Annotated in this window: 10 protein-coding genes and 1 pseudogene; 7 read left to right on the top strand and 4 right to left on the bottom strand. The window is 44.0% G+C overall.

Features of this window, described 5'->3' with window-relative positions:
* Positions 1-126: 126 nt before the first annotated feature.
* Positions 127-804 carry a monofunctional biosynthetic peptidoglycan transglycosylase gene (gene mtgA / locus PQR79_RS13280; protein ID WP_238106440.1) on the bottom strand — a complete coding sequence of 226 codons (678 nt, stop codon included), beginning with the start codon at positions 802-804 and terminating at the stop codon, positions 127-129.
* 357 nt (positions 805-1161) lie between these two features.
* Positions 1162-1794: a DsbA family protein gene (locus PQR79_RS13275; protein WP_238107180.1), complete on the bottom strand. Its 633-nt coding sequence runs from the start codon at positions 1792-1794 to the stop codon at positions 1162-1164.
* Between the two features lie 169 nt (positions 1795-1963).
* Between PQR79_RS13275 and PQR79_RS13270 the strand changes: the two are divergent.
* From PQR79_RS13270 to PQR79_RS13255, 4 genes and pseudogenes are all read left to right on the top strand, one after another.
* Positions 1964-3241 (top strand): annotated as a pseudogene (locus PQR79_RS13270) (glycerophosphodiester phosphodiesterase family protein).
* 335 nt (positions 3242-3576) lie between these two features.
* Entirely contained in the window at positions 3577-4530 is a 954-nt protein-coding gene (locus PQR79_RS13265) for a TAXI family TRAP transporter solute-binding subunit (protein WP_238106441.1), read from the top strand.
* A 104-nt stretch (positions 4531-4634) separates the two neighbouring features.
* Positions 4635-6692 (top strand): TRAP transporter permease, encoded by a 2058-nt coding sequence (locus PQR79_RS13260; protein WP_238106442.1) that lies wholly within the window; start codon positions 4635-4637, stop codon positions 6690-6692.
* 5 nt (positions 6693-6697) lie between these two features.
* Complete coding sequence (locus PQR79_RS13255) at positions 6698-7099, top strand: DUF1850 domain-containing protein (RefSeq protein ID WP_238106443.1); 402 nt, start codon at positions 6698-6700, stop codon at positions 7097-7099.
* A gap of 242 nt (positions 7100-7341) precedes the next feature.
* Here the strand turns inward: PQR79_RS13255 and PQR79_RS13250 are convergent, their stop codons facing one another.
* On the bottom strand, positions 7342-8265 hold the full coding sequence (locus tag PQR79_RS13250) for a manganese-dependent inorganic pyrophosphatase (RefSeq protein ID WP_238106444.1): 924 nt from the start codon (positions 8263-8265) through the stop codon (positions 7342-7344).
* 330 nt (positions 8266-8595) lie between these two features.
* Entirely contained in the window at positions 8596-9057 is a 462-nt protein-coding gene (locus PQR79_RS13245) for a NanQ anomerase/TabA/YiaL family protein (protein WP_238106445.1), read from the bottom strand.
* 104 nt (positions 9058-9161) lie between these two features.
* Here PQR79_RS13245 and PQR79_RS13240 point away from each other — a divergent pair, with 104 nt between their 5' ends.
* The 3 genes from PQR79_RS13240 (at position 9162) to PQR79_RS13230 (ending at position 12049) form a co-directional block, all read left to right on the top strand.
* Positions 9162-10217 carry an alpha/beta hydrolase gene (locus PQR79_RS13240; protein WP_238106446.1) on the top strand — a complete coding sequence of 352 codons (1056 nt, stop codon included), beginning with the start codon at positions 9162-9164 and terminating at the stop codon, positions 10215-10217.
* A 203-nt stretch (positions 10218-10420) separates the two neighbouring features.
* Entirely contained in the window at positions 10421-10999 is a 579-nt protein-coding gene (locus PQR79_RS13235) for an LON peptidase substrate-binding domain-containing protein (RefSeq protein ID WP_238106447.1), read from the top strand.
* Between the two features lie 75 nt (positions 11000-11074).
* Positions 11075-12049, top strand: a complete 975-nt coding sequence (locus PQR79_RS13230; protein ID WP_238106448.1) for a pseudouridine synthase — start codon at positions 11075-11077, stop codon at positions 12047-12049.
* The last annotated feature ends 43 nt before the right edge of the window (positions 12050-12092 follow it).

Genomic DNA, 12092 nt, shown 5'->3' with positions numbered 1-12092 from the left:
AGTGCTACAGACTCGGCGGATTAGTGCCTTTTGCGCAAGATATTGCGCAGTAAATGGCGAAAACCCGAATAATGAGCAAAATATTGCTCATTCCATGCTTTTTAAGAGGCGTTCTTTAAGCTCAGGCTATTTAAGAATAGGGGTTAAATAACCCGTGCCCAGTTGGCGCATTTGCCGTTCAACCCACACAACGCGCTGGCTAAGATATGGGGTTAAATAGTTTGGGTTACGATTTCGCGGGCTGGGCAATAATACCGCCAGTTTTGCCGCTTCTTTACTGCTAAGGTGCCTTGCGGGTTTATTAAAATAGTGTTGGCTGGCCGCTTCTACACCATAGATGCCTTTGCCAAATTCGGCCACGTTTACGTACACTTCTAAAATGCGTTTTTTGCCCCAAATCACTTCAAGGCCCAGCGCAAGAATGGCTTCTAATCCTTTGCGCACAAAGCTTTGCCCTGGCCACAATAAAAGGTTTTTGGCGGTTTGTTGAGTAATCGTGCTGGCACCACGCAGGCCCTGGCCGTCATCGTATTGTTGAATGGCTTTGTTGATGGCGTCAAAGTCGACGCCAAAGTGCTTAGGAAAAAGCTGATCTTCCGAGGCCACCATGGCAAGAGGAATGTGCGCTGGCAGTTCATTAATGTTGACCCACTGGTGCGACAGCGGATATTGGCTTTGTAACATAAATGACGTTGTAGGCGGTTGAACAAACCTCAGTAGCAGCAACAATAGCGTGAGTAACACTAAAAAGCGCCACGTTACGTACCATGTCCATCCGAAAAAACCGCGCTGACGATTTGCCATTCATTGCCCCATGTTATACCAATTCCACTAACTATCTGATCACTCAGCGGGAATTCTGTGCCTTCTAGGCAATTAATAGTATTGTAGGCATAGTTGCTCTACGTCAAAATGCTATTAAGCAGCATAGAGGGCACAGAAACCCGCCTTGCAGGAGAGACTCAGACTGTCCATTTCTTTGTTGCATTGCCTTAAAAGGGAATAACCATTATTTCAACAATGCGCCTCAAACTGAACAATCTGAGTCGCTCTGATTGACCACATAATTAGTGGAATTGGTATTAGATATCACCTCGTGTTCAACGCGCAAGAGTATAGGATATTGCTAATTAAAGCGAAATGCCCGTACAAGCTTAGAACCTATATCTTAGCCAGCACAGTTTGAATGTCGGCCATGCTGGTTTGCCAGTGCTGATAATCAAGCGTTATGGGGTAGGCATGATTATTAGCAACGAGCACCAAAGAGGGGAACCCTTGTATGGGTAGTTGGCGGGCAAGGTGAATCTCGTTTTGCAGTTGTTGTTCAGTTTGCTCACTCAATAATTGCCGTTTACATTGCTCTGGATTAATGCCTAAGCTTTCGGCTAATGCACACAACACCTCAATATCTGACGGATTTTGCGCATACAAATAATAAGCATGCTGAATGGCATTGACCATGGCTTGCTCTTGACCGTATTGGCGGGCTACAAGAGTGGCACGGCAAGCGGGATAGGTTGAACGCCGCGGCTGGCACATGCGCCAAAAATCGTGATTAAACTGAGTGCCTAACTGCTGGTGAATTCGTTGCCAGGTCTGCTCAAGCATTTGCTGCATTGCTTCTGGCATGGGTGCTGATGAGTCAGGCGCTAAACCGCCGACAAGGTAGCTAATATCAAGTTGCTCAGCAAACTCTTGTTGTAGTTGTTGTTGCAACATGTCCCATGTTGGGCGGTAACCCCAGCACCAGCTACACATAGGGTCGTGTACATAATACAGTGTTGGCTTAGCCATGGTGATCTCGTTCGTTGTAATTGTCATATAACTTCATTATTTCATTCACATTTAACCAATAGACTATGCCATCTCAACCATCTATGCCATTAAATAAGTGGTTAGATATAAGTGATGCAACACATCGTCAGTAACGTTAGATTAACGAGTACAGTAAAGGAGTGATGAAATGGCAAGGAACAACAAGACGGCATTGGGTGTATTGGCCATATTGGGCAGCGTAGTCTGTTTGTCTGCATGTAATAGTAATGACAGCGATAGTGCATCGACAACGGATGTGAATAAAAGTGTCAGCGCACAAGTCGGCCCTAGACCGCTTTTTTTAGTTGATCAAATGCAAGAAAGTGAGCTGAAAACTCAATTAGCGCAATGTGAGTCTGGGCCATTTTACCGTACAGATTTTTCTATTGGTCATCGTGGTGCCTCAATGCAATTTCCGGAGCACACTAAAGAGGCTTATCAAGCGGCCATCGACTCTGGTGCGGGTATTGTTGAGTGTGATGTTACTTTTACCAACGACAAAGCTTTGGTGTGTCGACATTCACAGTGTGACTTAGCCACCACTACCAATATTTTAGCAATACCAGAGCTTGCCAATAAGTGCTCGGTGCCATTTACGCCAGCCGATGTTGCTAACGGTGTTAGCGCAACCGCCACCTGCTGCACGAGCGATATTAGCCTTGCTGAATTTAAAACCTTAACAGGCAAAATGGACGGCTTTAATCCTAATGCGACCACGGTTGCTGAGTTTATGGATGGCACGCCAAGTTGGCGCACCGATTTATATGCAGGCTCTGGCACCTTAATGACTCACGCTGAAAGTATCGAACTGTTTAAATCGGCCGGGGTTAAAATGACCCCAGAACTTAAATCTGCCAGCGTAAGCATGCCGTTTGATGGTTTTAGTCAACAAGATTACGCGCAAAAAATGCTTGATGAATATACCGCGGCAGGTGTGGATGCGTAGCAGGTGTTCCCGCAATCATTTAATTTAGATGATGTGAAGTACTGGATAGCCAACGCAGCAGAATTTGCTACTCAGTCTGTGTACTTAGACGACCGTTACGATATGGCTGGTTTTGACCCACAAAACAGTGAGACTTGGTCTCCAAACATGGAAACTCTTGCCGCCGATGGTGTCAACATTATTGCGCCGCCGTTGTGGGTATTAGTGACTTTAGATGACAATAACGCCATCGTACCGTCTGAATACGCTAAGGCTGCCAAGGCCGCAGGATTGAAGATCATTGCCTGGTCGCTTGAACGCTCTGGCTTACTCAGCCAAGGTGGCGGCGGTTGGTATTATCAGAGCATTGCGGATGCGATTGATAATGAAGGTGACACCTATGAGTTGGTTGATGTGTTAGCCAAAGATGTTGGGGTGATCGGCATATTTTCAGATTGGCCCGCCACGGTCACTTATTATGCTAACTGCATGGGGATGTAATCCACAGGCCTTGGTTTACTGCTAAATCGACTCACACAAAAACCATGATGAAAGGTGTCAATTTTGTTGGCACCTTTTTTATTGCTTTTTAATAAGCCAACTATACTCAACATTCAGCTATTTTTTGCTTGTTAGATTGAATAAAAAGCATGCTTTCGATCTGCTTTAACTCATTGATATTTTTTAAACTGTTAGCGAAGTCACTGAAATAGCAAAACAAATGTTATTAGCGGTCACGGTATTAGCCTTTAGTCTATATAGATCACGCTAAAGGTCGGTGTTACGGTATCAACAAAATAATATATATAACCATATAAGAAATAAGGATATTACAGATGAAACTAACCAAACGCTTTTGTATGATCGGCGCAGCGGCTGCGTTATCAATCAGTACCGCGGTCATGGCAGCTCCTACTTTTATTAACATTCTCACCGGTGGAACGAGTGGTGTTTACTACCCAATTGGTGTGGCACTGTCTCAGCTTTATAGTAATGGTATTGAAGGTTCTAAAACCTCAGTACAAGCCACTAAAGCCTCGGTCGAAAACCTAAACTTATTACAAGCTGGCCGTGGGGAATTAGCGCTTGCTTTGGGAGATTCAGTCTCTGCTGCATGGGAAGGCGATACCGAAGCGGGCTTTAAAGCGCCTTTGAAAAAGCTACGTGTTATTGCATCTACCTATCCAAACTTTATCCAAATCGTTGCCAACAAAGATGCTGGAATCAACACCTTGGCTGACTTAAAAGGTAAACGTATTTCAGTCGGTGCACCTAAGTCTGGTACTGAACTTAATGCCCGCGCTATTTTTGCTGCCGCTGGCTTAAGTTATGACGACATGGGCAAAGTGGAATTTTTACCTTATGCTGAATCTGTTGAGCTAATTAAAAACCGCCAACTTGATGCCACGCTTCAATCGTCTGGTTTAGGTATGGCAGCGATTCGCGACTTAGCCGCCACTATGGACATTAACTTTGTGGCGATCCCTGAATCTGTTGTGGCTAAAATCAATAACCCGGCTTATCAAGTCGGGGTGATTACCGCTAACACCTATGAGGGGCAAACTGAAGATGTCAGCACGGTGGCGATTCAAAACTTATTGGTAAGCCACAGTAAAGTCTCTGACGAAGTGGCATACCAAATGACTAAGTTGATGTTTGAAAATCTTGAACGTTTAGGTACAGCTCACTCTGCCGCTCAAGACATTAGTTTAGACAAAGCCACTAAAAACTTACCCATTCCATTACACCCAGGTGCAGAGCGCTATTACAAAGAAGTGAATGCGCTGTAACGCCTAGTTCACGTTATTAGCGCTTGTTTGGATCAAGGCCAAGCAAGCGCTAAGTTGTTTTTAGACATACCGATTTTTAGCAGTAGTCCGTATAGGGGCATATCATGAGCGATCCATCCATCAACCCAAGCCCGGCGTCTGAGCAAGGTTTAAGTGCCGACACACGTAATTGGCCAAAAGCGTTATTTTTTGTTGCGCTGGTTTTTTCTATTTTCCAAATTACCACGGCGGCGTTTCATCCGGTGTCGACTCAAGTTTTACGTGCTGTTCACGTGGGCTTTTTATTATTAGTGGTGTTTATGAGTTATCCGGGGTTTGGTAAAAGCAAACCCTGGCAGCCTCTTGCTTGGGTGCTTGGCTTGGCAGGCATGGCGACTGCGGCTTATCAATGGATATTTGAAGCCGATTTAATTCAACGCTCAGGCGATTTAACCCAAGCCGATATGATAATAGGTACTGTGCTTGTGGTGCTGGTGTTTGAGGCGGCAAGACGCGTGATGGGCATAGCCTTACCGATTATTTGTGGTTTGTTTTTGGCTTATGGTTTATTTGGGGAATTTCTGCCCGGCGAGTTAATGCATCGTGGTTACGGCGTTGACCAAATTATTAACCAATTGTCGTTTGGCACTGAAGGCTTATATGGCACGCCAACCTATGTGTCGGCCACTTACATTTTCTTATTTATTCTGTTTGGCGCGTTTTTAGAACAAGCCGGGATGATCCGTTTATTTACCGATTTTGCCATGGGATTATTTGGCCATAAGGTGGGCGGCCCGGCAAAAGTGTCGGTAGTATCGTCGGCCTTAATGGGCACCATTACTGGCTCTGGGGTGGCCAATGTAGTGACTACGGGGCAATTTACCATTCCGTTAATGAAGCGTTTTGGTTATCGCTCTGCTTTTGCTGGCGGGGTTGAAGCCACGTCTAGTATGGGTAGCCAGATTATGCCGCCGATTATGGGCGCGGTGGCGTTTATTATGGCCGAAACCATTAACGTGCCGTTTATTGAAATCGCTAAAGCGGCGATGATCCCGGCAGTATTGTATTTCTCTTCAGTATTTTGGATGGTGCATTTAGAAGCCAAGCGCGCAAAATTATCAGGGCTACCTAAAGATCAATGTCCTGACCCTTGGGCGGCGATCAAACTGCGTTGGTATTTATTGATTCCGTTGTTTATTTTGATTGGCTTACTGTTTTCGGGGCGTACGCCGCTGTTTTCTGGCATTGTGGGCTTAGCGTTAACTGCGATTGTGATTATAGGCTCTGCGATTATTTTAAATGTGTCATCAAAGGCAATGCGCATTGTATTTTGGATAGCTTTAGGTGTGCTGTGCGCAGGCTTTTTCCAATTGGGGATTGGCGTGGTCTTTGGTGTTATTGCTTTGCTGGTGGCCATTTGCTGGTTTGTTAAAGGTGGTAAAGAAACACTCACCTTATGTGTGCATGCATTAGTTGAGGGGGCGCGTCATTCGGTGCCTGTAGGTATCGCTTGTGCGCTAGTAGGGGTGATTATTGGTATTGTATCGTTAACCGGTATTGCGTCGACCTTTGCGGGTTACATTTTGGCTGTGGGCCAGGACAATTTGTTTTTGTCGCTAGTGTTAACCATGGTGACGTGTTTGGTATTAGGCATGGGGATTCCCTCTATTCCTAACTACATTATTACCAGTTCAATCGCCGCGCCGGCTTTATTAGACTTAGGTGTGCCGTTAATTGTGTCGCACATGTTTGTGTTTTATTTTGGCATTATGGCCGATTTAACACCGCCTGTGGCGTTGGCTTGTTTTGCTGCAGCGCCCATTGCAAAAGAGAAAGGCTTAAAAATCAGTTTATGGGCCATTCGCATTGCCATTGCTGGGTTTATTATTCCGTTTATGGCGGTGTACGATCCTGCATTAATGCTTCAAGGTGGCGGCGTGCTTGCAACCGTGTTTGTGGTGTTAAAAGCCACGGTTGCGATTGGTATTTGGGGCGTTATTTTTACCGGCTATTTATTACAAAAGTTGTATCTGTGGGAGCGTATTTTAGGCTTTATTGCTGGTGGTAGTTTAATTTTAGCGACGCCATTAAGTGATGAAATCGGCTTTTGTCTTGCACTGACGTTTATTTTGCAGCATGCATGGCGTGCTCGTAAGTTAAAACGCCTAGCACAGGAAGATTAAGGTTTATGTTAGGGTTATGTTTGGGGTTAGCAGGCAGTATTTGGGCACAAATGCCTGCTGAGCAAATAACCTTATCGTGGACGCATACCATTGAAAAAATTCGTTGGGCAGAAGATTATCGCATTTTGCCTAACGGTTTTATCCTTGAGCAGGCCAGGGTGAAAGGCAGTGGTGCAGGGATGGAAATCCCCGCTGATGCAGTGCTAAAAAACGGTAGCTGGCACTATCAACCTAAATTACCTGTGTTGCCAATGCTAAAGCTGGGGCGCACCCCTGAGGCGGGAGATTATCGGTTGTGTGTCTCGTCTGCCAATACCGAGCAACAATGTCACCCCATGAGTTTTTGGGTAGGTGAGCCAACCGCCGCGCAACCCTCGATAGAGCTGTGGGGCTGCAATATTAAGTAACCTGGGTTGATATACCAATTAGCACAAAAATGTGAGCATGCTTACTGGTTAACATCGCTTATCGCTTCGTTAGACATGTTGAAGGTAGAACAACTCGCTCGCTGCAATTTCAGCCTTATTCTGAGCGATTTTTCCTACGCAATCTCTGATCACTTATTTATCCTGATGGTTATCATTAAGTCTGTTTGGGGTATAAAAAAAGCTGAATCAATCGATTCAGCTTTTTTTATGTTTAAGGTGACTTACTTTGCAAACGCATCTTGCAGTGCAGGCACAACTTGTTTTTTACGGCTTAATACGCCATCTAACCACACTCGGCCATCAACCGTTGGTTTGCCATAAGCGCGCTCGGTTAAATCGGCTGAGTCAGAAACCACTAGCATTTCTGAACCTTCTTTCATGATGTCGGTAAGCAGTAGCAATACACTGTGACGGTTACCTTCAGCTTTTAATTTTGCAATGTCGGCTTCGAGTTCAGCTTTGATGTCGTCAAAAACAGATAAGTCGATAACTTCTAATTGGCCAATACCGACTAGGTTACCGTTCATGTTGAAGTCTTTAAAATCACGCATTACAAGATCGCGTGCAGGGGTGCCTTCAACGGCTGATTTGACTTTAAACATGTCCATACCAACCGCTTTGAAGTCTTCAATGCCGGCGATTTCTGCTAAGGCTTCAACACAGCGGATATCGGCAGTGGTGCAGGTGGGTGATTTGAAAATAACCGTGTCGCTTAAAATGGCGCACATCATGATACCTGCGATGTTTGCAGGGATTTCTACTTGGTAAAAATCGTACATCATTTTAATCACTGTGTTACTGCAACCCACAGGGCGGATCCAACATTCTAGCGGAGTAGAAGTGGTTAGGTCGCCAAGTTTATGGTGATCAACAATACCGACGATAGTCGCTTGAGCAATATCATCGGGCGCTTGAGTGATTTCTGAGTGGTCGACAATATACACATCTTCGCCAGCGTAGCTGGTTTTGTATTCTGGCGCTTCAAAACCAAACTTTTCTAAAATAAAGGCGGTTTCTGGTGATAATTCACCTAAACGTGCAGCAATGGCTGGCTCGCCGATTTGGTTTTTTAAATATGCTAATGCGATAGCACCACAGATTGAATCAGAATCAGGGATCTTGTGACCCACTACATACATTGCCATTGAAAGACTCTCCTATAAAGTTGTGCTGATTTTAACAAGGATTAAAGGTCATCGCATTAAAAAATACCACTTGTGAATATTTGATAAAACCATAAAAAAAGCCCCAAGCGGAGAGTCTCGGGGCCTTCTTTAATGTTACTCAGGGTTTTTGTGCTTATTCGATATTATTTTGATAACACTTTATGCCGCTAAAATCCTTCAGTCAAAAGAAGTTAGTGAAATGTTAATCTTGCTCACATCGTTAAAATCAGTGTAGCAGAGTTTTATATAAAAAGGAGTCAGACCAGATATTGACTCTGTGTTTTGCAAGACAAAAAAGGTCACATACCACTACACTTTGACTTTAATTACCACTTTACGCACTTGTTGCGGAGTATCACTGGTGCCCGGCATGTGAATGTCTCCCGGGAAAAACAGTGCAAACATACCCGCTTTTAGCGGAATAAACGCCGCGTCTTGCTTGTTCGACTCATAATCGTAATTGGCATAGTCATGGTCTGCAAAATAAGCTTTAGACGGTGTTTGATCTGCCAAAGGTAAATAGCCAAACTCTTCTTCACCACTCACAACAAATTGTACATCAATGTATTGCTGATGCACTTCAAAGGGAGCAGTATGTTTAGGCACTGTTTGATAGTCATTTACAATAACAAAAATATCTTTGCCCTCTAGCGGGTAATTACCGATTTCGAGCTGGCTAAAATCAGTGTCTGCAAGGTGAGCAAGTGCTGTGGCTAAGCGAGGGCTAAGTTGAGTGTAAAGGTGGCGATTTGCTAAGGTATCGACAATCATAAAAATTCCGTAAGATATAAACGATAAAAACATGATAGCTTGATAACGCAAAAGCTTACAGTTTTAAAGAGATATCAGCATTACAAATTAAGAAGGATTGTACATTGCCTGCATTACGTTTACTTGCTGGACCAACCGCTTATGAACAAATAGAAGCGAATGGCTTAGAACAATCATTATTTACTCAATTGTTTGCTGCATCTGGTGGACCAAAATGGATTGCTGTAGCAGGGTTGGATAAGTACTTATTCAGTGAATTTTTTAAAGAACGCCAAGATCCTCTTTATACCATGGGCGCTTCATCTGGTGCCTGGCGTTTAGCCTGTATGGCACAACAAAACCCATTAGCCGCCTATGAGCGCTTTGAACATTTTTATATTAATCAGCGCTACGAGCAAAAGCCAAATCGTGAACAAGTGAGCGCACAAGTGCTTAAGATTGTTGACGGTATTTTGGGTGAGCAACAAGGCGCAGATATTCTTGCTAACCCACTTATTCGTCATCATATGGTGGCGTGTCGTGCGCGCCATTTAAACCGCATTCATGCCAAGTTTGGTTTAATGATGGGATTGTCGATGGCGGCAGTGAGTAATATTGTTAATCGCAAAAGTTTAAGTTGGCATTTTGAGCGAGTGATTTTAAGCCATAAAGACGATGCATCACCGTTTCGACGTTTAAAAGACTTACCGACAAAACATGTTGAACTGACAGAAGATAATATTCGCCACGGGTTATTAGCCACAGGATCAATACCTTTATTGCTCGATCCGGTTAAAGATCTGCAAGGATCGCCTAAAGGTCATTATTACGATGGGGGCATTACTGATTATCACTTTGATATGCCGCTGCCAGCGGCAACAGGATTAAGTTTATATCCGCATTTTTATCCATATATGAGTCCTGGCTGGTTTGATAAATCGTTATTATGGCGAAAAGCTAAAGCGAACTACCACAATGGACTGATTTTGGCGCCGAGTAAGCAATTTATTGCCAGTTTACCTTTTGCTAAAATTCCAGACCGTGAAGACTTTAAACATCTAGATAACGATACGCGCATTGCTTATTGGCAACAAAGCGTGCAACAAAGCCAACAATTAGCTGATGAATTTGCTGAGATTATCGCTAAAGGCAATATCATGGATTGCATTGAACGTTTATAGCACAGATTAAAATGTGTTCATTTTTACTGTTTGTATGAAATATAGCCGTGCTGGATCGGGTCTAATAGCAAATAGTGGTGGTCGATGTCGTTAATAAGCATTATTTAGTGTGCTTATGTTGTTGAAATATTGACCACTGCTACACTTGTTATACTGACTTAGGTTTTGGTTTAGTCACTTCACCTTTGGTGTGGGAGGCGGTTATGAAAACACAAGAAATGGCGTTATTAATTCAAGATGCTGTGCTATTGCCGGGTGGCAGACTCGAAATTCGTATCGCGTCACCTTGCGAGTTGCGCATGATCGCTGAAGTGTTGAAAGGCCATTATCAACTTGCCTTTGCTGCGCAAAAAGCGGGCAGTGATTTGCCGTGCTACATGACTGCAACGCGTTGTAACATCATCGATTTTAATCAATTAGCCGATAACACCTTAAGTATTGTGATTGAGGGCTCGCAACGGGTTAAAATATTATCTGCAGCACAGCAACGTGATGGCAGTTGGATTGCCCGCGCATTACCGTGCCAAAATTGGAGGCAAGAGCCAATAGCGGGTGAGTTTGAGATTATCAGCGCAGCACTAGAGCAGTTTTACCAAGTGAACCCGGATTTACTTGAGCTGTATTCGCAGGTGCATTTAGAAGATGCTACCTGGGTCAGTCAACGCTGGCTTGAAGTGTTACCTATGTATAACCGTGATAAGTTGGTGTTGGTTGAACAGCCAAATTGCCACAAAACCATGGACTTTGTGTTGCAACTACTTAAGTCTCATGTCGATGTGTAAGCGGTGCATCATAGGCGATACACTGGTAACATAGTGTGATTAATCTTTCCCTATGTTTTTATGTATAGCCTATTTATGCCCAATTTAGCACCCAACGATCCAGCCCCTCATTCCACCTCAGCCATTGCGGCGCAGCCTTCATATATTGTACTGCCTCGTGACAGCGAGTTAGTTGGCAAATCATACCTGACGGTGCTGGCGTTTTTAGTTGATCATTTTAAGCAAATTGATGCCAAAGTATGGCTGCAGCGCATTAACGATGGCAAGGTACATTGGCAAAATGGTGAACTGATTAACGCTGACACCGCTTACCAAGCCACCGCGCGCGTGTATTACTACCGAGAGGTGCAGGCTGAAACGAAAGTACCGTTTAATGAGCTGATACTCCATCAAGATGATGACACGATTATTGTCTATAAACCGCATTTTTTGCCGGTTACTCCTGGGGGAAATTACGTCAACGAATGTTTAGTACATCGGTTACGCATTGCTACCCAAATAGACACCGTTGCCCCAGCTCATCGGCTTGATAAAGATACTGCTGGGGTGATGTTAATGACCACAAATCCACACACGCGTCATGCTTATCATCAACTCTTTTTAGATGACAATATTCGTAAAGATTACCAAGCTATTGCCAAAGTAACACCTGAGATATTGACACAATTAGCCAACAATACTGGTAAGTTGCCTCTGAGTTGGACGGTTAAAAATCGTATTGTGGCAGGCAAACCAAGTTTTACGATGCAGGTGGTTGAGGGGGAAGCAAATAGCCATTCTGAAATTAGTTTAGTGGCGGTAAATAATGGTGTTGGCTTGTTTGAGTTAAGCCCTATTACGGGAAAAACGCATCAATTGCGTGTGCATATGCAAAGTTTAGGTATGCCGATATTACACGATCGTTTTTACCCTACATTACAGCCTAAAGGGCCTGATAACTTTGACAAACCTTTGCAATTATTGGCTAAGCGTTTACGGTTTCGCGATCCCATATCGGGCATTGAACAAGATGTTGAGTGTCAGGGATTAGATTTGCTGGCGATAAGCTGAATACGGTATATGAGATAAAACCGCCATCAATAAATTGATGGCG

This window comes from Shewanella metallivivens (assembly GCF_028750675.1).
Lineage (GTDB): Bacteria > Pseudomonadota > Gammaproteobacteria > Enterobacterales > Shewanellaceae > Shewanella > Shewanella metallivivens.
The sequence above is the reverse complement of the archived record's forward strand: the minus strand, read 5'-3'. Positions and strand labels throughout refer to the sequence as shown.

Excerpts from the sequence above, each read along its gene's own strand:
- mtgA (WP_238106440.1), bottom strand. The coding sequence starts at position 804 with ATGGCAAATCGTCAGCGCGGTTTTTTCGGATGGACATGGTACGTAACG.
- PQR79_RS13275 (WP_238107180.1), bottom strand. The coding sequence starts at position 1,794 with ATGGCTAAGCCAACACTGTATTATGTACACGACCCTATGTGTAGCTGG.
- PQR79_RS13265 (WP_238106441.1), top strand. The coding sequence starts at position 3,577 with ATGAAACTAACCAAACGCTTTTGTATGATCGGCGCAGCGGCTGCGTTA.
- PQR79_RS13260 (WP_238106442.1), top strand. The coding sequence starts at position 4,635 with ATGAGCGATCCATCCATCAACCCAAGCCCGGCGTCTGAGCAAGGTTTA.
- PQR79_RS13255 (WP_238106443.1), top strand. The coding sequence starts at position 6,698 with ATGTTAGGGTTATGTTTGGGGTTAGCAGGCAGTATTTGGGCACAAATG.
- PQR79_RS13250 (WP_238106444.1), bottom strand. The coding sequence starts at position 8,265 with ATGGCAATGTATGTAGTGGGTCACAAGATCCCTGATTCTGATTCAATC.
- PQR79_RS13245 (WP_238106445.1), bottom strand. The coding sequence starts at position 9,057 with ATGATTGTCGATACCTTAGCAAATCGCCACCTTTACACTCAACTTAGC.
- PQR79_RS13235 (WP_238106447.1), top strand. The coding sequence starts at position 10,421 with ATGAAAACACAAGAAATGGCGTTATTAATTCAAGATGCTGTGCTATTG.
- PQR79_RS13230 (WP_238106448.1), top strand. The coding sequence starts at position 11,075 with ATGCCCAATTTAGCACCCAACGATCCAGCCCCTCATTCCACCTCAGCC.